The organism is Shewanella sp. N2AIL (genome assembly GCF_022690845.1).
GTDB classification, from domain to species: Bacteria; Pseudomonadota; Gammaproteobacteria; order Enterobacterales; family Shewanellaceae; genus Shewanella; species Shewanella baltica.
Map to the genome: position 1 here is coordinate 36,709 of NZ_JALBYT010000006.1, position 24,447 is coordinate 61,155.

A 24,447-nucleotide genomic window follows, 5' to 3' on the forward strand; every position below is an offset into this window, starting at 1 on the left:
CCGATTATCTAGATAAAAACGTTTAATCTTCTTAGTCAAAATGGCGTGATTAATTTATCCAAATCACATATTGACCTTTTTATGATTAGTCACTAACCTCGATGTAAGCGCTTTCATTGTTAACATGTCGATAACCAAAGTCAATATTTTTAGTGACAGTCGGCAAGCATCTTTACTCTCTTTATCTTGAACTCTGTGTTTTAAATCGCAGGAATGAATTCAAAAATATAATTAAGTGACTGAATATATGAAAATATCTTTACCAAAGAACTCGATACTCCAAAGCGAAGCGTTTACTTTTGGTGTTGCGACCGCTTCCTTTCAAATCGAAGGTGGCGTGGACTCTCGCCAAACCTGTATTTGGGATACCTTTTGTGCAAAACCAGATAAAATCCGTGATGCCTCCAATGGCGATGTCGCCTGCAACCACCTGAATCTATGGCAAGAAGATATCGCCTTAATCGCGTCACTCGGGGTTGATGCTTATCGTTTTTCCATCGCATGGGGACGGGTCTTAAATCAAGATGGCAGCATTAATCAGCAGGGAGTTGATTTCTACCTTGGCATTCTAGATGAACTAAAACGTAGAAATATCAAAGCATTTGTCACGCTTTACCATTGGGATCTTCCTCAACATATTGAGGATCAAGGCGGCTGGTTAAACCGAGATACCGCTTACCTTTTCAAAGACTATGCTGACAAAATAAGCCAAGCCTTCGGCGACCGAGTGTATTCCTACGCCACTTTAAACGAACCCTTCTGCAGCTCATATTTAGGCTATGAGGCAGGCATTCACGCCCCAGGTTTAATCAAAAAAGCCTATGGCCGTCAATCGGCTCACCACCTATTGCTCGCCCACGGCTTAGCAATGCAAGTGCTGCAAAAGAACAGCCCTAACAGCATGAATGGCATAGTGCTTAACTTCACGCCTTGCTACGCATTAACCCAAAGTGCTGCCGATATTCAAGCCGCAAAACAAGCCGATGATTACTTTAACCAGTGGTATATCAAGCCCATTTTCGATGCGGCATACCCAGACCTTCTCGCAGCATTAGCGCCAGAAGACAGACCGGAAATTCACGACGGCGACCTTGAGCTTATAAGTCAACCAATTGATTTTTTAGGTGTAAACTTTTATACCCGCGCCGTATATCAGGCCGATGCCGAACATGGATTTGTGCAAGTTGATTTACCTGGGGTACCTAAAACCGACATAGGCTGGGAGATCCATCCACAGGCCTTTACCGATTTACTGGTTTCTTTAAATCAAACCTATGATTTACCACCTGTTTTCATCACAGAAAATGGCGCCGCCATGGACGATAAATGTATTGATGGGCGTGTCGATGACTTCGATAGGCTCAGCTATTACCAGCACCATTTAACCGCAGTAGACAATGCCATAGTACAAGGTGTTAACATTCAAGGTTACTTTGCCTGGAGCTTGATGGATAATTTTGAGTGGGCCGAAGGCTACTTAAAACGTTTTGGCATTGTCTATGTGGATTATGCAAGCCAAACCAGAACGATAAAGGCCAGTGGTCAAGCCTACAGCGACTTGATTCGCTCAAGGGCTCACATAACTAATAACAATAATAAATAAGGCTAAAGCCATGATTAGCATAAAAGAAAAAATAGCCTATGGGCTTGGCGACACTGCCAGCAACATCGTTTTTCAAACCGTTATGCTGTTCCTTACCTTTTTTTACACCGACATCTTTGGCATTTCACCCGCCTTTGTCGGCACCATGTTTCTACTGGTACGGTTGATTGATGCCGTCACCGATCCTTTAATGGGCGCATTGGCAGACCGCACGAACACGCGCTGGGGTAAATTCAGACCCTATTTACTCTGGTTTGCCCTGCCCTTTGGGATTATCAGTGTATTAGCATTTACCACCCCAGATTTATCTGAAGATGGGAAAATGATTTATGCCTTCGTGACTTACGCGGCATTGATGATGGTATATACCGCCATTAATATTCCCTATTGCGCCTTAGGGGGAGTACTGACGGCCGATCCCAAAGAGCGGGTTTCGGTGCAATCCTATCGGTTTGTATTCGCTATGCTCGGTGGCTTACTGGTCTCAGGACTTACCCTTCCTTTAGTCGAGTTTCTCGGTAAGGGGGACCAAGCCAAGGGCTATCAGCTTACAATTCTCGCCATGAGCATCTTAGGTGTTGCCATGTTTTTGGCCTGCTTCTGGGGCACAAAAGAGCGCTTACATCCGCCAGTGGATCAAAATTCCAGCTTTAAACAGGACTTTACCTACCTATTAAAGAATGACCAATGGCGAGTGCTATCCGCCGCCGCAGTTTGCCTATTATCCGGCATGGTGTTACGCACTAGCCTCGCCATTTACTATGTGAAATATTTTCTTAACCTGCCGGATATGATCACTCTTTTCATCACCTTAGGTATGGTTGGCAATATTTTTGGCTGCATTCTCGCAGAGCCATTAGCCAAACGCGTTTGTAAGGTCAAAGCCTATATTGTGTTGCAACTCATCGCCGCAGCCCTGTGCGTATTGCACTTTTTTGTCCCTAAAGATCAAGTCGTTCTCGCCTTCACTCTTTATATTGTCTGGGGCTTTACCTTCAATATGGCCACGCCATTACTCTGGGCGAAAATGGCGGATACAGTCGATTATGGTCAATACAAAACCGGCGTGCGTATCACAGGCATGATTTACTCCTCGGTGATTTTCTTTATCAAACTTGGAGTCGCAATTGGCGGTGCAGCGGCAGGATGGTTACTGGCAAGTTATGGTTATCAAGCCGATGTGGTTCAGAGTGAAACGACACTCAATGGCATCTTAATTTCATTTACCCTTTATCCCGCTATCGGCTCAATTTTGGTCGCATTTATCATGCGTCGTTATACGCTAAATAACCAGAAAGTGGATGAAATCCATCTGGAATTAAATAGAGCCACCTAATAAAATTATGCTAATCTTCAAGGCATTGTACTTTTCAGTACCTCTAATTTGAGATGATATGGCCACTATTTACGACGTTTCGGTACTTGCAGGCGTTTCACTTGCGACTGTGTCACGGGTGATGAATAAAAACACCAATGTCAGTGAGAAAACCAAACAAAAGGTATTAGACGCTATGGCTCAGTTGGACTATCGTCCCAATGCGATAGCCCAATCATTAGCGTCCAACTGCTCAAATAGTGTGGGCGTCCTAGTATCACAACTCGATGGCCCATTTTATGGACCTATGATGACTGAAATTGAAGATGCCCTGCGTGATGCGGGTAAACACGTCATTATTGCCGCGGGTAAAAGCAATGAATCCCTAGAAAAAGATGCGGTGCAATTTTTACTTGATCGCGGCTGTGATGCGTTGATTATCGACGTGGAAGCGGTTTCAGATGACTATCTTATCGATCTCTGTCAGCAGAGCACGCCAATCGTGCTGATTAACCGCTATGTTGCCGCCATACGTGAACGCTGTATTTATCTCGATAACGAGCTTGGCGGTTACCTCGCGACTCAGCATATGTTGTCGTTAGGGCATAAACATATTGCTTATATATCAGGACCTTTATTCAAACTAGATGCTAGGCAGCGCCTGATGGGCCATAAAAAAGCGCTCACTGAATCGGCCATTCCCTATGAGAGTGAGCTGTTCTACGAAGGGACATTTAAAGAGTCGAGTGGTTGCGATGGCATGCGACATTTACTCAGCCTACAACGGCCATTTACTGCGGTGATTTGCGCCAATGACCAAATGGCATCGGGTGCGATTTCAACCTGCCTTGAACAAGGGCTTAAGGTGCCCGAAGATTTATCCTTCATGGGTTACGATAATATCCCGTTTCCTCAGTATATTTCTCCTAAGCTCACCTCTATCAGCAACCCCATCCATGAAATGGGTAAAATGGCGGCGCTCTGGGTACTAAAACACGTATACAATAAAACCGATGTGGAAATTGTTAGTCGTTTCACCCCATCACTATTTATAAGAAATTCAGCAACTAAGATCATAAATAGTTAAATCTCTAAGGCGTAGACTCCCCTAGTCTACTCAAATACTTAAGTTGCCCTGATGGGGCGACCCAGTGGGCAAGGCACTGCATTTTTTCGCTTGAACTCAAAGGCAAAAATAAACAGGCCCGACTCAAGCTAAGTATAAAAAACACTCAAAAACAGCAAGAGAAACTCACGCTATATTTCCCCCGCTTACGCAAAATATCCTCACACTTTATCTATTCACCAAATGGCAAAACACGCCATTACGAAGTTCATAAAGTAGAGTTAGCATGCTTTCTTTCACAAACAACATCATCAATATGTAACAAAATATAAAACTGGTTTCATTTTAAAACAATGGGTTAGAATAAACTCGCAGACAAGAACAACATAATATTGCAACAATAAAGCAACTTACCGTTGACTCTGCTGATAATTTAAACTAGCTTTATGTAAGCGCTTACATAAACCTAACTCGAACAAGAATATGAGCAAGCTGTACATAATTTGTTCTACCCAAAAACAAAATCAGAGAGTTGTAGCCTGAATATCTACTCAACGGGGAGATGTAGATGGAACTTAGAACATTTAGAAAAACCAGATTGGCCACTAGCCTTTCGCTAGTCTTAGGCGTGGGCGCTATCATGCCCGTCTATGCCGCCGATACTGACAAAAAAGAAGAAAATATTGAAGTTATTCAAGTAACAGGGATCCGCGGTAGTTTAGTCCGTTCGATGGACGTAAAACGCGGCTCAGAAGGCATTGTTGATGCCATTAACGCCGAAGATATCGGTAAATTCCCCGACAGTAACTTAGCTGAATCACTACAACGTATTTCTGGCGTATCTATCGACCGTCAAAACGGTGAAGGTAGCCGAGTGTCGGTCCGTGGTTTTGGTGCCGATCAAAACTTAGTACTGTTAAACGGACGTCAAATGCCAGTCACCACTGGCTCTCGTTCATTCGACTTTGCCAACATAGCGTCAGAAGCCATCAGTGCGGTTGAAGTGGAGAAAACCGCTAAGGCTGAAAATCCAACGGGCGGTATTGGCGCAACGATCAATGTGCTCACCCATAGACCGCTAAGCTCGCCAGGCATGAAGGCCACTTTCGGTGCAAAGGCCGTTGATGACTCATCCACGGATAAAGGCTCTACCACACCAGAGCTTTCTGGCTTGTACTCAAATACCTTTGCCGATGATAAATTTGGGATTTCTATTTCAGGTAGCTATCAAGAAAGGGAGAGTGGTAATCAACAAGCCCAAGTCGGTACCGGTTGGCGCAGTTTTCCAGGTATTGTTGACCAAGATTACAGCGGCCCCAACGCAGAATGGGGTGGTGTTCCTAAAAACGACAATCAAGTCAATCGCCCTGGCGATGATGACGTCTATAGCGTGCCACAAACCACGATTTACCGTTTTGAGGAACAGCAACGTAAACGCACCAACGGTCAATTAGTGCTGCAATACGAGCCAATTGATTCGCTGCGCGCAACGCTTGATTACACTTACATGCGTAACGACATCGATACTCAAACGCACGACGTCTCGGCATGGTTTAACTTTGTGCCGTCCCAAGAAAATATTTGGAGTGATGGCCCAGTTTCATCACCACTCGTTTATTCCGAAACCTACGATGCACCCGCCGACCTTTCAATGGCTGCTGGCGATTTCGGCACCCGCGACCAAAGTGGTTCACTGGGTTTTAACTTAGCTTGGGAAGCCAGTGATAATCTGACGTTAAACTTGGATTACCATAACTCCTACGCCGAACGTACGCCTAACAATGTCAATGGCAGTACGAGCAACCTCAGTACCGCCGCCTTTATTCGTACCAGTGCAGCGACCGATTTTAGCGGTGATGTCCCAGTACTCGCCGTTGGTGGTGGAAATGCGGTTCGCCCAGAAGATATGCGCGTGACAGGTTCAACCTTCACCAATGCCGTCAATCGCTCCGAAATCGAACAGCTGCAAATGTCGGGTAAATATGATTTAGCCGAAGCAGGCAGTATCGATTTTGGTATTGCGATGTCAGACGTGAATAACCACTCCCAACAGGTTGATATTCAACGTAACGACTGGGGTGGCGTTGGTGCAGCGGGCGATTTAGACGCAGCTTGGTTCCCAACCAGTTCAGTTATCGATAAATTTGATGGTTCAAAAGGTAATTTTGCAGGTTATAACGGTAATGCCTCGACAGATCCGCTAAACACTATGTTCCTTTGGGACTTTGCGGCAGTTCGTGCCCGAGCAGCAGAACTCTATGCAACGAGCATAGTGGGTGATTGTGGTAATGGCTTCTGCCCTTCTACCGATTACTCTAAAGGCACAGACCGTTTCACTGAAGAAAAATCTCAATCAGCCTATATCCAATACAACTTCGCCAGCGAAATTGCCAACATGCCCTATGACGTGCATTTTGGCTTACGCTACGAAAAAACAGATGTTGAATCGACTTCGGTTGTTTCCTCTTATGATACAGCTACTTGGATTGCAGAGTCTGAAATCGCGCTAACGAGTTCAGTGGATAATAATCGCGTTTATCAAACTCAAAAGGGTGATTACGATTACCTGCTACCCAGCTTCAATTTTAATATTGAAATGCTGGAAGATGTTTTCGTCCGCGCCGCCTTTAGCCAAACAATTGGCCGTCCTGATTACACCTCGATTCAAGGTGGCACCACAGTAGGAACGCTTGCCTATCGCAACGGTGGTAGCGGCTCGGCGGGTAACCCAAGTCTGTTACCACTTGAGTCAACAAACTACGACCTATCGACAGAATGGTATTACAACGATGCCAGTTACGTCTCAATCGGTTATTTCCGTAAAGATGTGACTAACTTTATCAGTAGTAACCCAGAAAACTCAGACATCTACAACATTCCGGATCCAGCACACGGTAAATATGTTGATGAAGCCATTGCGGCAGGTGCCACTACTGCGATTCAACAACGCCAATGGATTTATGACAAATACGGTGCAACCGATCCAAATGTGAAGATCAATCCTGATAACGGCAATATCGAGATTACCGGTAACCCAGGTGATCCTTCGTTAAACTTCCTCATTACTAACCCCACTAACAGTGATTTGAGTAATGTGATTGATGGTTGGGAGTTTTCTATCCAGCACTTCTTTGGTGAGTCAGGATTTGGTATCCAAGCCAACTATACTATGGTGGATGCGGGGGACAGCTATGATAACACTAACTTAGGTCGCCCTGGTGATGCGACCCAGAACGTGATTTTAGGGATCAGCGATACCGCAAACTTGGTCGGTATCTATGAAAACTATGGTTTCTCGGCCCGTATCGCCTATAACTGGCGTGATGAGTTCTTAAACTCAACAGGTCAAGATACTGGCTCGAACCCTAAATACACCGAAGCTTATTCGCAGGTGGACTTTAACATAGGTTATGACGTTGAAGCGGTTGAAGGTTTAACCATCTTCATCGAAGGCTTAAACATCACCAATGAAGCCACGCGTGTACACGGCCGTGCGACGGAACAAGTCCTTAACTACACCCAGACGGGTGCGCGTTACAGTATAGGCGCACGTTACACTTTCTAGTCGTACCGATTTAAGAGCAACAGATCTTTACCCTAAGGTCGTATGAGGTATGCCATAGATGCCTCATTTTTATCAGGATGACAGCAGGCTACACGGACGTAGCCGCTCTTTTTAGTCAATATGAGTAAAATAAATACTGGAAATCGCAATAAAACTATTCAATGCTAGCGCAATAGTTAACCGCGTTAGTGGTAACAAAAAAATAAAAGCCTTTTATAAACAACAATAAAAGATTAGGCACTCGATATGCAGCAAGCAACTCACACAGCCATTAATAACATTGTCATTGTCGGTGGCGGCACAGCCGGTTGGATAACCGCTGCCCTTTTGGCCGCCGAGCATAATGTCGATAAAGGTCAGCTTGCGCACTCGCCTAAACTCAATATCACATTAATAGAATCCCCCGATGTGGCCACTATCGGCGTCGGCGAAGGTACTTGGCCTTCGATGCGTAACACCTTAGATAAAATCGGCATCAGCGAAACCGAATTTATCCGCCAATGCGACGCGAGTTTCAAGCAAGGCTCACGCTTTATTCACTGGCAGCACGATGATACTGAACATACTAACCCATTAGGTTCAAACCAATATATACATCCCTTTAGCCTGCCCCATGGCCATCAAGAGTTAGACTTGTGTCCCTTTTGGTTGCCTCACAGTGACAAGGTCAGTTTTGCTCAGGCGGTATCCAACCAAGATGCGCTGACTCAGTTAGGGCTAGCGCCTAAAACCATTGCGACGCCGGAATATCATTTTCAAAACAATTACGGCTATCACTTAGATGCGGGTAAATTTAGCCAGCTGTTAATGCAGCATTGCACCGAAAAACTGGGGATCAAGTACATTCGTGATCATGTCACTCAGGTTCACAGTCATGCCAATGGCGATATTGAAAGCCTTGCGACCAAAGAACATGGCGTGATTTTAGGTGATATGTTTGTCGATTGTTCCGGGACGAAATCATTGCTGCTGGGCGAGCATTTTAACGTGCCCTTCCTCTGCCAAAAAGCTGTGCTGTTTAACGACAGCGCCTTAGCGATTCAAGTCCCCTATGCCGAAGAAAACAGCCCTATCGCCTCATGCACACTCTCAACGGCGCAGCCCAATGGCTGGATCTGGGATATAGGTTTACCGACTCGCAAAGGCGTGGGTTATGTCTATTCATCAGCCCATTGTAGCGATGACGAGGCAGAACAAACCTTAAGAGCCTATTTAGCCATTGACACATCAACTAATCCTCAATCGGCATCCAGCAACGCGCTTGATAGTCGTAAACAAGAATATCGAAAGTTGAATATCAACCCCGGCTACCATGCAAAATGCTGGCAAAATAACTGTATTGCCATCGGCATGGCGGCAGGCTTTATTGAGCCTTTAGAAGCATCGGCATTGGCTTTAGTGGAATGGACGGCGAATACCTTAGCCACGCAACTGCCAACGCATCGCGGCGTAATGGACACGATTGCCCAGCGAGTGAATGAACGCTATGAGCGCCACTGGCAGCAAATCATCGACTTTTTGAAACTGCATTATGTCGTGAGTCGACGCGAAGTGGATGGCTACTGGCGCGATCACAGGGCCGCTACATCCATTCCTGAAAGATTACAGCAGCAACTCGACTTATGGCGTTATCAAGCGCCAAGCAGCCACGATATTAGCTACAAAGAACCCTTATTTCCGGCGGCGAGTTTCCAATATGTGCTTTATGGTATGGGCTTTAATACTGCCCTGCCCACCCATATCAAGCCGTCGCAACAACAAGTTGCCCAAAGACTTTTTAGCGAGAATCAGCAAAAGGTCCATGCATTGAGCCAAAGCCTTCCGAGCAATCGCGACCTATTAAACAAGGTAAGGCAATTTGGTTTCCCTAAGATTTAGCAAAAATAACAAGAATAACTCGCGGCAGTGAGAACTAACAAAGGACAAAGGTAACCCTATGAGCCAACACGTATTACTTAACAGCGTAGATCATAAAGATATCAAAATTATCACTGAGCGTAGTGCTAAGTACGGCGATAATGTCTGGTTCAGTGTCACTTTTCCGGCGGAGTTTCGCAGCATACAGGCGCATTATCCGATTTTTTTCCAAAAGGATCAGTCCACAGGCCAGTTCTTTGCGGTGGCGCTTTATGGTTTTCAAAATAATGAGAATCTGTTTTTAAATAATGGCACTTGGCAGGCTTCTTATATCCCTCTCACCCTACGTCGTCAGCCGTTTCTTATTGGTCAGCAAAGCGTGCGCGAAGACGGTATCGAGCGCAAACAAAGGGTCATACATATCGATATGGCGAGCCCAAGAGTCAGCACAACCGAAGGCGAAGCCCTGTTCCATCCCTATGGCGGCAATACGCAATATCTGGATGACATTGGGGATATGTTAGAAGGTATCCACCACGGGCTTATCGACAGTAAGCACTTTATCGATTTGCTTATCGAACATAAGTTGCTGGAATCCTTTACCTTAGATATCAAGCTCGACAATGGCCACCAACATCAAATGATGGGTTTCTATACTATTAATGAAGAAACACTAGCGGCCCTCTCGGCAGAAGTGCTCGCTCAATTACATGCTAAAAGTTATCTAGAGGCGATTTACATGACCTTGGCCTCACAGGCAAGAGTACGTGACTTGCTTAACCTTAAAAATGCGCAAGGTTAACTAGGTCGCAGCCATGAGTCTTGATGTGATTAAACCTAAAACTAATGTCGTCAAACACCTTGAAAACGGCTCAACCGAGCAGATGCTCGCGCTGATTAAAGATGCTGAGCAGCCTTTGGTATTTAAAGGACTTTGCGTAAACTGGCCTTTAGTGAAAGCAGGGCTTGAGTCCAGCGATAGCGCGATGAAGTATCTGGCCCAGTTTTACCAAGGCATGCCCGTCACCGCCTATTATCTAGCGCCTGAACATCAAGGCCGCGTATTTTATAACGACACTTTAGATGGGTTTAATTATCAGGCGGGTAAGTTAGATTTGCGGCAAATCTTCACGCAGCTCACTGCGCCGCAAGCCGCCAGTATTTATATGGGCTCAACCAATATTAATCAGTGCTTACCTGGACTTGGCGCCGATAATAGTTTTAATCTTGCGCCTTTGTCACCGCTCACCAATATCTGGCTTGGCAATCAAACTCGTATCGCTGCGCATTTCGACTTTCCCCACAACTTAGCCTGCAATGTCGTCGGTAGACGCACTTTTACCCTGTTTCCGCCGGAGCAAATCAGCAATCTGTATATTGGCCCAATGGAGTTTGCCCCGGGCGGCCAAGACATTAGCTTAGTCGATATGGATAATCCCGATTTTGACCGCTTTCCTAAATTTGCCAAGGCGATGGAAGCCGCGCAGGTCGCCGCACTGGAACCCGGTGATGTGTTATTCATCCCCAGTATGTGGTGGCACCATGTGCGCGGAATGGATGACTTTAATGTTCTCATTACCCATTGGTGGCGAGATACGCCCAGTTATCTTGGTCGCCCCAATAATGCGTTACTGCATGCGATGTTAAGTTTACGCTCCTTACCCAAGGCGCAGCGTCAGGCGTGGAAAGCCCTGTTCGATCACTATATTTTTGACCATGAAGATGGCGATCTAGAGCATATTCCTAGTGCAGCCCAAGGCATGCTGACCACCCCACTCGATGAAATCAACGCCCGAAAATTGCGGGCAGATTTAACCAATAAGCTCAAACGTTAGCCCAGTTGAGGATATAAACGATGACAACAGCCATAAAAAGAGTCGTGATAGCGGGTGGCGGAACAGCCGGATGGATGGCAGCTGCGGCGCTCACTAAGTTGATGGGCAAACACTTGGATATAGTGCTGGTCGAATCTGATGAAATTGGTACGGTCGGCGTGGGCGAAGCGACAATCCCCACATTACACATTTTCCATCGATTACTCGGCCTCAAAGAACAAGAGGTCATGGCTGCGACAAATGCGACTTTTAAACTCGGGATCTCCTTTGAAAATTGGCAGAATATCAATAAAAACTACCTGCATTCCTTTGGTTTTTTAGGTAAAGATTGCTGGGCCTGTGGTTTTCAACACTTTTGGTTGAAAGGTAAGCTGCTTGGCATGGTGAGTGAAATTGGTGACTACTGCGCCGAACATCTCGCCGCCCGCCAAGGACGCTTTGCCGTATTGCCAAACCAAGATTACAACCATGCTTACCACATGGACGCCAGTCTCTATGCCAAGTACCTTCGAAAAATGGCCGAACAACACGGCATTCACCGTATTGAAGGAAAAATAAAACAGGTATTACAGCATCATGATAGCGGCAATATCAAAGCGCTCGTCTTAGAGAATGACGAAACAATCGAAGGGGATTTGTTTATCGATTGCACAGGCTTTCGCGCACTGCTGATCGAGCAAACGCTTAATACTGGTTTTGAGGATTGGAGTCATTATCTCCCCTGCGACAGTGCGATTGCGGTGCAAACGCAGTCAGTGGGTGCCCCTATTCCTTATACTCGCTCGATTGCCCGCGACTCGGGTTGGCAGTGGCGTATTCCACTGCAAAATCGCACGGGCAATGGCCTGGTCTTTTGCAGTAAATTTATCTCAGATGAGGATGCAACTGAGTTGCTCCTCGCTAATCTTGAAGGGGAGCCGCTGAATAAGCCTAGGGTCATTAAGTTTAAAACCGGCACCCGTCGCCTGCATTGGCATAAAAACTGTGTTGCCGTCGGGCTGTCCGGCGGATTTTTAGAGCCACTGGAATCCACCAGCATTCATTTAATCCAACGTAGTATTATCAGATTGATGCAACTATTCCCGTCGGCGGGCATAGTGCAATCCGATATTGATGAGTTTAATCAACAAACTAAACTCGAAATGGACAATATACGCGACTTTATTATCTTGCATTACAAGGCCACGGAACGCGAAGACAGCCGTTTCTGGCGTTATTGCAAAAATATGGACATTCCAGCGTCGCTCAAACATCGAATCGAAATGTTTGCCGACAGCGGCAAAGTCTATAAATACGGTAGTGAACTCTTTGGCGAAAGCTCATGGATCCAAGTGATGATGGGCCAAGGCATAATGCCAAAACACTATCACCCGATAGTCGATGTGATGGAAGAGCCTGAACTCGAAGCCTTCTTAAACAACATTAAATCAACCGTTAAGCGTAAGGTAGAAAGCCTACCCGCCCACCTCGATTTTATTCAGCACTATTGCCCTGCTGAGGTTTTGACCAACACTAAACCTATGGCTATGTGAGGGACAGGGATGCAAACCATAGATCGCAACGCTGATACGAATAAGTCACAGGCAACTAAGCAACAGGTAACTAAGCCACAGACAATTAAGTCACAGACAGTCAAGCTCACGCCTCAGCTAGTTTATCTTGGCAATGAAAAGACGCCCTTGATTATTATCGATGATGTTGCGGCGGATCTGCTCCCAATACGCCAGTGCGCTTACACCCAAGCGCACTTTTCTGCCGATAACGGGTCTTTTTACCCCGGCGTGCGTGCTCCCTTGCCACAGGCCTATGTCACCGATGTACTCAATCTTGTGTACCAACTGATTTATGATGTGTACCAACTCCCTTCGAGTTTAAGCATCAAATTACAGGCATTGTATTTCTCGCTGATCAGTACCCCCGCGTGTGAGCTTAAACCGCTGCAATGCCTGCCGCATTTTGATACTCCATCACCGCACTATTTCGCGCTGTTGCACTATTTAAACGACGGCCCCCATGGCAATACGGCATTTTTCCGCCATATTCCGACGGGCTTTGAGCGGATAAATGAAGAGCGTATGCCAGACTACTTTAAGTCGGCTCAACCTTTAGTCGATGACATTACTCGCCATCCGTCGGGCTATTGTGTTGAAAGCGACAGTCATTATGAGATTTATCATCAAGTCGAGTATCGCCCGAATCGTTTAGTGATTTATCCCGGTAATTTGCTGCATTCCACCTTAGTGAACCCACAAACCGATATTGATGCCAACCCAAGAACAGGCCGGCTAACGAGCAATATTTTTATCGAGTTTAAACCCTCAGTCCGCTAACGCAGCGATTCGCAAAGCGTTATATCACTGTTACTGATGCTGACGACTTTAGGTTTAGCTGGGTTTATTGACGTCCCCAAAATCGTTGTTAACACCGCCCAAAGCCTTAAACACACATTAAAATTCATCAATTCATTTGTAACAAAGTCTGTTTTGCCAGTCTCTGCCATTGGTTTGCTTGGGTTATCGCCTTATACTTTTGAGCTCAAATATTAAAACAACAATGTTGGAAGCAAGCGATATGACTATTGGGACTGCTCCGGTAAGTAAAACACATTCATTTATGACTGTGTCTCTTATCGAATTATGGGAACGCTTTGGTTATTACGGCATGCAAGCGCTGATTGTGTACTTTATGGTGCAGCGCCTTGGCTTTGATGACTCACGTGCAAACTTAGTATGGAGTGCCTGTGCGGCGCTCATTTATGTATCACCGGCGATTGGTGGTTGGGTTGGGGATAAAATCCTCGGCACTAAACGCACTATGCTGCTCGGCGCGGGGATTTTGTCTCTGGGTTATGCGCTGATGGCCGTACCCACTGAAAATACGTGGTTTATGTTTTCAGCGCTCGGCGTGATTGTGGTCGGTAACGGCCTGTTCAAACCGAATGCGGGTAACTTAGTTCGTAAAATTTACGAAGGTGACGATTCTAAAATCGACAGTGCGTTTACCATCTATTATATGGCGGTCAACGTCGGCTCGACCTTCTCTATGTTGCTGACGCCTTGGATTAAAGATTATGTCAACGCCCAGTATGGCAACGAGTTTGGCTGGCATGCCGCCTTTGCCGTGTGTTGTGTCGGCATATTGGTGGGGTTAGGCAACTATGCACTTATGCGTAAGAGTTTAGTCCATTATGGTTCTGAGCCTGATACTCGCCCAGTAAACAAGAAAAGCCTCGCGATAGTATTAGCTCTGGCCGCGTTGTCAGTAGTCGCTTCGGCCATTATTCTAGAATATGAAGCGGTTGCCCGTGTCTTTGTTTACGCCGCAGGCGTAGCGGTATTGGCCATTTTCTTCCACTTGATCCGCACCAGTGAAACCAGTGAACGAGCGGGACTGATTGCGGCGCTGATCCTCACAGTGCAAACCGTGTTCTTCTTTATCTTCTATCAACAAATGTCGACGTCATTGGCGCTGTTTGCCCTGCGTAACGTGGACTGGGATTTCCAAATCTTTGGTACCCATTTGTGGACTTGGTCACCGGCCCAGTTCCAAGCATTAAATCCATTATGGATTATGGTGTTAAGTCCAATCTTGGCTTGGAGTTATTCGTGGGCGGGTCGTAATGATAAAGACTTCTCTATTGCGGCGAAATTTGCCCTCGGTTTTGCCGTCGTGGCTATCGGCTTCTTTATCTATGGCTTTGCCGGACAATTCGCCGTCAACGGTAAAACCTCTTCATGGATCATGATCTGGGGCTATGCCTCTTACTCTTTAGGCGAATTGCTGGTGAGTGGTCTTGGTCTTGCCATGATTGCCCGCTACGTGCCTGCGCGTATGGGCGGCTTTATGATGGGCGCCTATTTCGTCGCCTCAGGTATTTCACAGTATCTGGGCGGTGTGGTCGCTAACTTCGCCAGTGTGCCAAAAGATTTAGTCGATCCACTGCAAACCTTGCCCGTATACACCAGCCTATTTAATAAGTTGGGTATCGCGGCTGTGGTCTGTACCTTTATCGCCCTTGCGGTATTACCCCTAATGCGTCGCCTGACTGAGACTCACCATTCACATAATAATACTGAGAATGAAAGTGCTGCGGCATCGCTACGTGATGTAAAAGCCGAGCAATAATGCTCGACTGACAATAGCGATTTATCTATTGCATAACATCAACTGCCGATAGCCCTGCTATCGGCAGTTTTTTATTAATTCACTTAGTTATATCCTTGTGTTGCAACTCATAACCAAATGAACTGTAGCAAACGTCACCCAATCCCACAGTGACAGCCCTAGCGCTGAGTTGCTGAGAATAAGATCTTCAGTTCCACATTATCGTCCCTCACGCTGGGATGACTTCACCGTCTCGATTTGTTACAAAGCAAGTATGGACTCGGACGCATCTGGTTTAATAGCGCTGCTCAAGTGCAAACTCAAATTGACATGACTAATGAAATAACGAATGGGGAAAAGAGTTAGCCGTTCAAGCTTGAGAAGCACAGTACTTAGCCCCATATCAATATCACTGAATACCTTTTTATTCATCAAGACTGAGCCGTTAACGCTTGTTCTTCGCTATGCGCCTAACAATGCCACTAGCAATGCGACTAACACTGTTAGCGCCGAATGTTTTCGCTAGCAAAAGACGGCAGTCACTTGGAGACACTATGTCACAACAGACATCAATATTGGCCGATATTCCCTTCTCGCTATTGGAACTCGCGCCCATGCGCCAAGGTTCGACTGTGGGTGAAACGCTGCACAACAGTTTGCAGTATGCCAAGGAAGCCGATCGCCTCGGCTTTAATCGTTTTTGGTTTGCCGAACACCACAATATGCCCGGTATCGCCAGCGCGGCGACTTCAGTATTAATTGGTTATATTGCTGGCAATACGCAGCGTATTCGCGTCGGCGCGGGTGGCATTATGCTGCCAAACCATGCGCCGTTAGTGGTTGCCGAACAGTTCGGTACCCTTGAAAGTCTCTATCCTGGTCGCATCGATTTAGGACTGGGACGCGCACCGGGCAGCGATCAAGTTACCAGCCGAGCACTGAACCGCGATACCAGTCGCGCCGAACAATTCCCTGAAGAAGTCAGTGAATTACAAACCTTACTCGGCCCTTACAATGGTCGCCATGCGGTGCGAGCGATTCCTGGAGAAGGCACCAATGTGCCGATTTGGTTATTGGGCTCGAGTCTCTTTAGCGCACAGTTAGCGGCGCAGCGCGGTTTGCCCTATGTGTTTGCGGGCCACTTTGCACCCCGTTTTCTCTACGATGCGATTGAAATCTATCGCCGCGACTTTAAACCTTCTCAAGTGCTTGATAAGCCCTATGTGATGTTAGGTTTGCCGCTCGTTGCTGCCGACACTGATGAAGAAGCGCAATTTCTGGGCACGACCTCGAAACAGCGCGTACTGGCGCTTATCCGTGGTCACGAGTTATGGTTAAAACCTCCGGTTGAAACGATGGATGGCTTATGGAGTGCGCAAGAAGAAACCTATGTCGATAATTTCTTAGGTTTATCTGTCATTGGCGGCCCAGCGACGATTAAGCATCGTTTGGAAATGATCGTCAAAGAACTTGGCGTGAATGAGTTTATCTTCACCAACGACTTGTACGATCTTGATAAACGCAAAAAAGCGCTGCAGATCCTAATGGAGATTAAACAGTAGCGATTCAGTAAACTGACTGGTGCTGAAAGTCATCGACAGTCAAAACAACTTCCATAAAAAATCCCGCCGAAGCGGGATTTGTATTATGTAAAACTATCATCTAAAACAGCTTTATATCAAAGCAATATTAGCTTTTAAGTACGGCATCGAAGCTGGCTTTGAGGATACCAAGGCCTGCATCAATTTGTGCATCCGGCGCGGTTAATGGCACCAAAATACGCAGCACATTACCGTAAGTGCCGCAGGATAATAAAATCAATCCACGGTCACGGGCATCAGCCAACACTTGCGCGCAATAATGCGGCGCAGGTTTGCCATCTTCCATCAATTCAATAGCGATCATCGCGCCTAAACCACGCACATCGGCGATTTGGGCATGTTCAACTTGCATCACATTCAATGCAGACTTAATGCGCTCACCTATGGTATTGGCGCGGTCTAACAGCTTTTCTTCTTCAAACACTTCAATAACAGCAAGCGCTGCCGCGCACGCTAACGGGCTGCCACCATACGTACCGCCAAGACCACCCGGACCAATGGCATCCATCACTTGCGCGCGGCCAGTAATGCCAGAAAGTGGGAAACCACCCGCGATAGATTTAGCAAAAGTAGTGATATCTGCACTCACGCCCATTTGCTCCATGGCAAAGAAAGTGCCAGTACGGCCAGCCCCCGTTTGCACTTCATCGGCGATCAGCATAATGCCCTCACGATCGCATAATGCGCGCAACCGCTGCATAAAGGCAGGTGATGCAGCGTAGAAACCACCCTCGCCCTGCACTGGCTCTAAAATAATGGCGGCAATATCACTTGGCTCGGCATCATTTTTAAAGATACGTTCAATCGAAGCCATAGCATCATCATCGGACACGCCGTGCATCTCGCACGGGAACTCGGCGCGGAACACATTTGCCGACATCAGCCCCATACCTTTACTGTAAGGCGCGACTTTACCGGTCAGTGCTAAGGCTGCGATAGTGCGACCATGGTAGCCAGACGTAAACGCAATCACGCCAGCACGTTTGGTATAGGCACGCGCCACTTTAACTGCGTTTTCAACCGCTTCTGAACCACTAGTGAATAATGCTGTCTTCTTGGCAAAATCCCCTGGCACCAATTGATTGAGCTTTTCACACACTTGGATATAGCTCTCGTAACCGAGCACCATAAAACAAGTGTGGGAGAAATTATCCAGCTGAGCCGCAACCGCTGCCTTCACTTTAGGGTGAAGATGACCGGTATTAAGCACAGCAATGCCGCCCGCAAAATCGATAAACTCGCGCCCTTCAACATCCCACACGGTCGCATTTTCGGCGCGCGCGGTAAAGATTGGGTGAATTTGCCCGACACCACCCGCAACTGCGGCTTGGCGACGTGCCATCAATGAATCATTGGTTGTTGTCATTTAGTGTTCCTCACACGCCAAATCGGACCGTATTAAACGGACATGCAGATGTACTTCATTTCTAAATATTCTTCGATGCCGTACTTAGAACCTTCACGGCCCAGTCCAGAGGATTTCATCCCGCCAAAGGGTGCGACTTCCGTCGAAATCAAGCCAGTGTTGACCCCAACCATGCCGTATTCCAAGGCTTCGGCAACTTTCCACACCAGCGAAATATCGCGGCCATAGAAATAAGCGGCAAGGCCAAATTCAGTATCGTTAGCCTGTTTAATCACATCGTCGACATCGCTGAATTTAAACAACGGCGCGAGTGGACCAAAGGTTTCTTCGCGGGCAACGAGCATGCTTTTATCAACGTTAGTAAGCACGGTTGGCTCGAAGAAATTACCGCCAAGGTCATGGACTTTGCCGCCAGCGACCACTGATGCGCCTTTGGCAATGGCATCGACAAGGTGACTTTGCACTTTTTCGACCGCAGCGGCATTGATCAGCGGGCCCGTTGTGATGCCCTCCTTGATGCCCTCTCCGACTTTGAGCTTGCCCACAGCAGTGCTGAGTTTTAAGGCGAATTCATCGTATACGCCATCTTGTACATATATACGGTTAGCGCAGACGCAGGTTTGGCCGGCATTACGGTACTTAGCGATCATGGCGCCTTCGACAGCGGCATCGATATTGGCATCGTTAAACACGATAAATGGCGCATTACCGCCTAATTCTAAAGATAATTTTTTAAGAGTTGGCGCACATTGCTCCATCAGCTTAATGCCGACATTGGTCGAGCCAGTGAACGACAGCTTACGCACTATCGGGTTGCTGCACATTTCATTACCAATCGCGACGGCATCGCCCGTCACTACGCTAAACACCCCTGCCGGAATGCCCGCACGCTCGGCCAGTTCGGCCAAGGCTAATGCGGTAAACGGCGTTTGCGGCGCAGGCTTAACCACCATAGTACAACCCGCGGCGAGAGCCGGAGCCGCTTTGCGAGTGATCATCGCAGCAGGGAAGTTCCACGGCGTAATCGCCGCCGTTACGCCAACGGGCTGCTTAATCACCATCAAGCGTTTATCCCCTTGATGCCCGGGAATGGTATCGCCATAGATACGTTTCGCCTCTTCGGCAAACCACTCGATAAAGGACGCTGCGTAGGTCACTTCACCCTTGGCTTCCGCCAGCGGTTTGCCCTGTTCTGTGGTCATCAATAACGCGAGGTCATCACTGTTTTCATTGAGTAACTCAAACCAGCGTCTTAATTTAGCGCCGCGCTCTTTGGCTGTGAGTGCTCGCCAAGCTGGCAGCGCCGCTTCAGCCGCTTTTATCGCAGCTTGGGTTTCGACTTGCCCCATTACAGGGACGCTTGCAATCACAGCGCCCGTAGCAGGATTGGCGATGGCGACAGTCTCTTTCGACTCGGCATCACACCACTGGCCGTTGATATAACATTGTTGACGTAGCAAACTCGGATCTTTTAGCAACACAAGGACGTCCTCGCATTAGTGAGGCAATCACTTGCCTCGAATGAAAATAAATGAAACAGACTAGATACCTAATTTGTCTCTCAAAGTGTAATACCAAGCTCCGATAGCACTAAAAGGGACGCGAAGTGCGTGACCACCGGGGAAGGGATAATGTGGCAATGCGGCAAAGGCATCGAAGCGCGTGGCTTGGCCATTGAGCATTTCGGCCAGTAACTTGCCTGCCAGATGGGTATAAGTGACACCGTGGCCACTGCAACCCTGTGAATAATAGATATTCTTACCGATACGACCGACCTGTGGCAGGCGCGATAGCGTCAGTAGGAAGTTACCTGTCCAGGCATAATCGATCTTCACATCTTTTAATTGCGGGAAGGTTTTGAGCATATTCGGAATAATGATCGACTTGATATCCGCCGGATCGCGGGCGCCATAAACCACGCCGCCGCCGTAAATCATCCGCTTGTCGCCAGACAGGCGGAAATAATCGAGCAGATAGTTACAGTCTTCGACGCAGTAATCTTGCGGTAATAAGCTCGCCGCTAGATCGTCACTCAAGGGCTCAGTGGTTATCACTTGCGTGCCGCAGGGCATAGATTTCGCCTGCAGTTCTGGTAATAACTTGCCTAAATAAGCGTTACCCGCCACGACCACAAACTTGGCTTTAACACTGCCCTGCGCCGTATGCACAACTGGGTTATCGCCTTCATCGACACTCAGTACTGCTGAGTCTTCATAAATCTTGCCACCGAGGGATTCGACCGCGCGCGCTTCGCCAAGAGCTAAGTTAAGCGGGTGAATATGGCCGCCGCTTTTATCGAGTAGACCACCAACATAGCGCTCAGTATTTACTACACCGCGAATGCCTTTGGCATCGAGGAGTTCAAGCTGATTTACATGACCGTGGCTTTCCCACAGTTGCTTTTGATGGCGCAGATGACCCATTTGCTTTTCGTTCATCGCAGCAAACACGCCGCCATCTTTGAGATCGCATTGAATGTTGTACTTAGCAATCCGATCGCGAATGATTTTTCCGCCCTCAAAGGCCATTTGACCAAAGAGTTTACCTTGTTCTTTGCCGACTGTTTTTTCAATAGTATCAATGTCACGGCTAAAACTATTGACGATTTGTCCGCCATTACGGCCCGAGGCGCCCCAGCCAATGCGAGCGGCTTCTAACACCACCACACTAAAGCCAGATTCTAATAAATGCAGCGCGGCAGAAAGGCCTGTATAACCTGCGCCAATCACACAAACATCGGCTTCAATCGATTCCTGTAGACGCGGACGTTCAACCTTATCGTTGGCCGATGCCGCATAATATGATCCAGCGTGAGCTATGGCAGACATGTTGTTCCCTTGAATTCTAATGTTCATTATTTTAAACAGCCATCACATCCTACACCTTCAGAAAACGAAAAACTAGCCAGAAAAGTGCAATAATTTACATTTTGTTTGATATTTCAAACACGCGATAATCTTAAGCTCAATGATGTCATGCTACTTAAGCTAAGCGATGTCATATTAATGGTGTCGAGTAGCAGAACTGGCCTGCAAAGCGAAGCGGATGATGGGAGCGGTGACAATTAACAAGGGTGGCTTTGGCGATACCAAAGCCACCTTATATTAAGCTAACTAGTTCATCGGTGTGCGGTCGCGTTTCTCTGCCCGCCTTGCCATATACCAAGACAAGAAGGCGATTAACGAAACACACAGAATGATCAGCGTCGCTAAGGCGTTGATCTTAGGCGAAACCCCTAAACGTACCGAGGAGAACACCACCATAGGTAACGTCGTCGCACCTGGGCCAGAGGCAAAGCTTGCGATCACTAAATCGTCTAATGACAAACTGAATGACAACAACCAACCCGCCACTAGCGCCGGCGAAATCATAGGCACTGTGATAAGGAAGAAGGTCTTCAGCGGGGTTGCCCCTAAGTCCATTGCCGCTTCTTCGATAGACATGTCCAGCTCGCGCAATCTTGACGACACAACCACAGCTACATAGGCAGCGCAGAAGGTCGAATGCGCAATCCACACAGTTAACATGCCGCGCTCTTTAGGCCAACCAAACAAGTCGGCCATGTGCACAAATAGCAGTAGCAAAGACAGACCTGTGATCACCTCTGGCATAACTAGTGGTGCTGTGATCATGTTCGATAATGTCAGCTTCGCCCATGAACGCTTAAAGCGCGTCATCACAAAGGCCGCCATAGTGCCAATAATCACCGCCATAGTTGAGCTATAAAACGCTATCCGCAGGCTGGTCCATACTGCGTCTAAAATCTGTTGGTCTTGAAATAACTCGCCATACCATTTAGGTGAAAATCCGCCCCATACCGTCACTAATTTAGAGTCGTTAAAGGAGTAAATCACCAGCACTAACATAGGTGCATAAAGGAAGAACAAACCAAACCACAACATCGCTGAAGAAAAACTTAACTTTTTCATAGGTCTTTCTCCAAACTACGCGCCTGATAGCGATGGAATAAGGTAATAGGAATAATCAATAAGCCCAACATCACAATCGCCAGTGACGAAGCCACAGGCCAGTCGCGGTTATTGAAGAATTCTTGCCATAAGACTCGACCTATCATTAAGGAATCTGGACCACCGAGTAACTCAGGGATCACAAACTCACCCACGGCAGGAATAAACACCAACATAGAACCGGCAATCACACCGCTTTTTGACAGCGGGAAAGTGATTTTCCAGAAGGTATTTAAACGGCTTGAGCCTAAGTCAGACGCGGCTTCAATCAAACTCATATCGAGTTTCACTAAGGTGGCGTACAAGGGCAAAATCATAAAAGGTAAATACGCATAGATAATGCCGATATACACGGCAATATTGGTATTGAGGATTTGTAACGGCTCAGAGATGATTCCCAGCCACATCAGCGAATGGTTGATGATCCCTGTGTTACTTAAGATCCCCATCCAAGCGTAAACCCGGATTAAAAATGAGGTCCAAGAAGGCAACATGACTAACAGCAGCAATACAGTTTGCAAACGCGCTGGCGCACGGGCAATCGCATAGGCCATTGGATAGCCAATAATCAAACAGCCGATAGTCGAGATTAACGCCATTTTCAATGAGCTGAGATACGCCATGTAATACAGCGAATCATCAAGCAACATCAAATAGTTACCAAAATGCAGGAAGATATTTAACACATCATCGGCATATTGGAACGTGGCTTCATAGGGCGGGATCGCAATCGCCGCCGTCGAAAAACTCAGTTTAAGGACAATCGCAAATGGCAAGGCGAAGAACAATAACAGCCAAGCATAGGGTATCCCTATGGTCCAAATACGGCCTTTGAGCCACTTTAATTTAGTTGGTATCTTCATGATCTCAACACCACGCCACTGGTGTCCTCCCAACTGATGAACACTTCGTCATCCCATGTGGCATGATCGGCGCGGCGTTCACGGTTAGTCATACTGCACTGGACAATTTGACCATTCTCTAAACGAATGTAATACACTGAAATACCGCCTAAATACGCGATATCGTGTACGATTCCTTTCGCCCAGTTGTACTGACCTTCAGGCTGTTCGCGGCTAATAATGGTCTTTTCAGGACGCACAGCTAACCACACGTTTTTGTCTTCGACGTTGGTCGACACCCCGTAACCGACATAGAAAGATTGAGCCAACTCATTAGGTTTAATGATCAAATGGTCGACTTCATCCACTTCAATCGCGCCACCAAACAAGTTCACTGTACCGATAAATTCGGCAATCATGCGGCTATTCGGGCTTTCGTAAATATCCATTGGCGAGCCTGTTTGGGCAATCCAACCGTCGCTCATAATGGAAATGCGCCCCGCCATTGTCATGGCTTCTTCCTGATCGTGGGTCACCATCACGCATGTCACACCGACACGCTCAAGAATTTCAACCACTTCGAGTTGCATCTGGGTACGCAGTTTTTTGTCCAATGCGCCCATAGGCTCATCGAGCAGTAATAATTTCGGCCTTTTTGCCAGTGAACGAGCCAAGGCTACACGCTGACGTTGACCACCGGATAACTGATGCGGCTTACGTTTACCGTATTGCTCCATGTGTACTAGCTTGAGCATATCTTGTACGCGCTGCTCAATTTCGGCCTTAGGTAACTTGTCTTGTTTCAAACCAAAGGCAATGTTTTGCGCCACTGTCATGTGGGGAAACAGAGCGTAGGATTGGAACATCATATTGATCGGACGTTCGTATGGCGGTAAATCGGTAATGTCTTCGCCATCGAGGAAAATACGGCCAGAGGTGGGTTTTTCAAACCCTGCTAACATACGCAATAACGTCGACTTACCCGAGCCAGAGCCGCCTAGTAAAGCAAAGATTTCGCCTTTATTGATGGTTAATGACACGTCGTCGACAGCCCGTACGTCATCGAATAACTTGCTTACCCGCTCAATCCTGAGCAGTACTTTTTCTTGCGTCTTTGTTGTCGGTTTATTGGTGACGCCCGAGGTGATTGCCATAGTACTTCTCCACCCGAAAATGATGCGTCAATACGCTCAAACTCTGGGTTCAACACGATTAATGAATGAAAAGAGGTTAACCAAACTGTGTCAAATCCTATACGTGGATGAACTATGCATAGGATTGGACATAGCAAGTCTGCCAAGCTAGGGGCAAGCTAGGCTTGCCCC

General features: G+C 47.1%; 17 protein-coding genes. 11 read left to right on the plus strand and 6 right to left on the minus strand.

Annotated elements, in window-relative coordinates; all coding sequences use genetic code 11:
* The first annotated feature begins 247 nt into the window (after positions 1-247).
* The 11 genes from MO387_RS05545 to MO387_RS05595 all read left to right on the plus strand — a co-directional run bounded on the left by MO387_RS05545 (position 248) and on the right by MO387_RS05595 (position 16,907).
* On the plus strand, positions 248-1,603 hold the full coding sequence (locus MO387_RS05545) for a GH1 family beta-glucosidase (protein WP_107946792.1): 1,356 nt from the start codon (positions 248-250) through the stop codon (positions 1,601-1,603).
* A gap of 10 nt (positions 1,604-1,613) precedes the next feature.
* Positions 1,614-2,939 carry a glycoside-pentoside-hexuronide (GPH):cation symporter gene (locus tag MO387_RS05550; protein ID WP_107946791.1) on the plus strand — a complete coding sequence of 442 codons (1,326 nt, stop codon included), beginning with the start codon at positions 1,614-1,616 and terminating at the stop codon, positions 2,937-2,939.
* 58 nt (positions 2,940-2,997) lie between these two features.
* A complete protein-coding gene (locus MO387_RS05555; protein ID WP_107946790.1) occupies positions 2,998-4,005 on the plus strand; it encodes a LacI family DNA-binding transcriptional regulator in 1,008 nt (335 codons plus the stop codon).
* Positions 4,006-4,552: 547 nt separating this feature from the next.
* Positions 4,553-7,549: a TonB-dependent receptor gene (locus tag MO387_RS05560; protein ID WP_107946789.1), complete on the plus strand. Its 2,997-nt coding sequence runs from the start codon at positions 4,553-4,555 to the stop codon at positions 7,547-7,549.
* Between the two features lie 246 nt (positions 7,550-7,795).
* Positions 7,796-9,427 (plus strand): tryptophan halogenase family protein, encoded by a 1,632-nt coding sequence (locus MO387_RS05565; RefSeq protein ID WP_107946788.1) that lies wholly within the window; start codon positions 7,796-7,798, stop codon positions 9,425-9,427.
* Positions 9,428-9,485: 58 nt separating this feature from the next.
* Positions 9,486-10,208 carry a SapC family protein gene (locus MO387_RS05570; RefSeq protein WP_107946787.1) on the plus strand — a complete coding sequence of 241 codons (723 nt, stop codon included), beginning with the start codon at positions 9,486-9,488 and terminating at the stop codon, positions 10,206-10,208.
* A 13-nt stretch (positions 10,209-10,221) separates the two neighbouring features.
* Positions 10,222-11,241: a cupin-like domain-containing protein gene (locus tag MO387_RS05575; RefSeq protein WP_107946786.1), complete on the plus strand. Its 1,020-nt coding sequence runs from the start codon at positions 10,222-10,224 to the stop codon at positions 11,239-11,241.
* Positions 11,242-11,261: 20 nt separating this feature from the next.
* Complete coding sequence (locus MO387_RS05580; RefSeq protein ID WP_107946785.1) at positions 11,262-12,773, plus strand: tryptophan halogenase family protein; 1,512 nt, start codon at positions 11,262-11,264, stop codon at positions 12,771-12,773.
* 9 nt (positions 12,774-12,782) lie between these two features.
* Positions 12,783-13,571: a DUF6445 family protein gene (locus tag MO387_RS05585; RefSeq protein WP_107946784.1), complete on the plus strand. Its 789-nt coding sequence runs from the start codon at positions 12,783-12,785 to the stop codon at positions 13,569-13,571.
* 241 nt (positions 13,572-13,812) lie between these two features.
* A complete protein-coding gene (locus MO387_RS05590; protein WP_006085023.1) occupies positions 13,813-15,366 on the plus strand; it encodes a peptide MFS transporter in 1,554 nt (517 codons plus the stop codon).
* Positions 15,367-15,899: 533 nt separating this feature from the next.
* Entirely contained in the window at positions 15,900-16,907 is a 1,008-nt protein-coding gene (locus MO387_RS05595; protein WP_011846119.1) for an LLM class flavin-dependent oxidoreductase, read from the plus strand.
* Between the two features lie 127 nt (positions 16,908-17,034).
* Here the strand turns inward: MO387_RS05595 and gabT are convergent, their stop codons facing one another.
* The 6 genes from gabT to potA all read right to left on the minus strand — a co-directional run bounded on the left by gabT (position 17,035) and on the right by potA (position 24,276).
* The gene (gene gabT, locus MO387_RS05600; RefSeq protein WP_011846118.1) at positions 17,035-18,312 is read right to left on the minus strand and encodes a 4-aminobutyrate--2-oxoglutarate transaminase; all 1,278 of its coding nucleotides are present in this window, start codon (positions 18,310-18,312) and stop codon (positions 17,035-17,037) included.
* Positions 18,313-18,344: 32 nt separating this feature from the next.
* On the minus strand, positions 18,345-19,793 hold the full coding sequence (gene gabD / locus MO387_RS05605) for an NADP-dependent succinate-semialdehyde dehydrogenase (protein ID WP_107946783.1): 1,449 nt from the start codon (positions 19,791-19,793) through the stop codon (positions 18,345-18,347).
* A 60-nt stretch (positions 19,794-19,853) separates the two neighbouring features.
* Complete coding sequence (locus MO387_RS05610) at positions 19,854-21,140, minus strand: FAD-binding oxidoreductase (protein WP_107946782.1); 1,287 nt, start codon at positions 21,138-21,140, stop codon at positions 19,854-19,856.
* A gap of 285 nt (positions 21,141-21,425) precedes the next feature.
* Positions 21,426-22,241 (minus strand): ABC transporter permease subunit, encoded by an 816-nt coding sequence (locus tag MO387_RS05615; RefSeq protein WP_006080702.1) that lies wholly within the window; start codon positions 22,239-22,241, stop codon positions 21,426-21,428.
* Entirely contained in the window at positions 22,238-23,143 is a 906-nt protein-coding gene (locus MO387_RS05620) for an ABC transporter permease subunit (RefSeq protein WP_006080701.1), read from the minus strand. Before MO387_RS05620 ends, MO387_RS05615 begins: the two co-directional genes overlap by 4 nt.
* Entirely contained in the window at positions 23,140-24,276 is a 1,137-nt protein-coding gene (gene potA / locus MO387_RS05625; RefSeq protein ID WP_006080699.1) for a polyamine ABC transporter ATP-binding protein, read from the minus strand. Before potA ends, MO387_RS05620 begins: the two co-directional genes overlap by 4 nt.
* Between the last annotated feature and the right edge of the window lie 171 nt (positions 24,277-24,447).

Excerpts from the sequence above, each read along its gene's own strand:
- MO387_RS05575 (WP_107946786.1), top strand. The coding sequence starts at position 10,222 with ATGAGTCTTGATGTGATTAAACCTAAAACTAATGTCGTCAAACACCTT.
- MO387_RS05555 (WP_107946790.1), top strand. The coding sequence starts at position 2,998 with ATGGCCACTATTTACGACGTTTCGGTACTTGCAGGCGTTTCACTTGCG.
- MO387_RS05610 (WP_107946782.1), bottom strand. The coding sequence starts at position 21,140 with ATGTCTGCCATAGCTCACGCTGGATCATATTATGCGGCATCGGCCAAC.
- MO387_RS05550 (WP_107946791.1), top strand. The coding sequence starts at position 1,614 with ATGATTAGCATAAAAGAAAAAATAGCCTATGGGCTTGGCGACACTGCC.
- MO387_RS05565 (WP_107946788.1), top strand. The coding sequence starts at position 7,796 with ATGCAGCAAGCAACTCACACAGCCATTAATAACATTGTCATTGTCGGT.
- MO387_RS05580 (WP_107946785.1), top strand. The coding sequence starts at position 11,262 with ATGACAACAGCCATAAAAAGAGTCGTGATAGCGGGTGGCGGAACAGCC.
- MO387_RS05620 (WP_006080701.1), bottom strand. The coding sequence starts at position 23,143 with ATGAAGATACCAACTAAATTAAAGTGGCTCAAAGGCCGTATTTGGACC.
- gabT (WP_011846118.1), bottom strand. The coding sequence starts at position 18,312 with ATGACAACAACCAATGATTCATTGATGGCACGTCGCCAAGCCGCAGTT.
- MO387_RS05595 (WP_011846119.1), top strand. The coding sequence starts at position 15,900 with ATGTCACAACAGACATCAATATTGGCCGATATTCCCTTCTCGCTATTG.
- MO387_RS05615 (WP_006080702.1), bottom strand. The coding sequence starts at position 22,241 with ATGAAAAAGTTAAGTTTTTCTTCAGCGATGTTGTGGTTTGGTTTGTTC.
- MO387_RS05570 (WP_107946787.1), top strand. The coding sequence starts at position 9,486 with ATGAGCCAACACGTATTACTTAACAGCGTAGATCATAAAGATATCAAA.
- MO387_RS05545 (WP_107946792.1), top strand. The coding sequence starts at position 248 with ATGAAAATATCTTTACCAAAGAACTCGATACTCCAAAGCGAAGCGTTT.
- MO387_RS05585 (WP_107946784.1), top strand. The coding sequence starts at position 12,783 with ATGCAAACCATAGATCGCAACGCTGATACGAATAAGTCACAGGCAACT.
- potA (WP_006080699.1), bottom strand. The coding sequence starts at position 24,276 with ATGGCAATCACCTCGGGCGTCACCAATAAACCGACAACAAAGACGCAA.
- MO387_RS05590 (WP_006085023.1), top strand. The coding sequence starts at position 13,813 with ATGACTATTGGGACTGCTCCGGTAAGTAAAACACATTCATTTATGACT.
- MO387_RS05560 (WP_107946789.1), top strand. The coding sequence starts at position 4,553 with ATGGAACTTAGAACATTTAGAAAAACCAGATTGGCCACTAGCCTTTCG.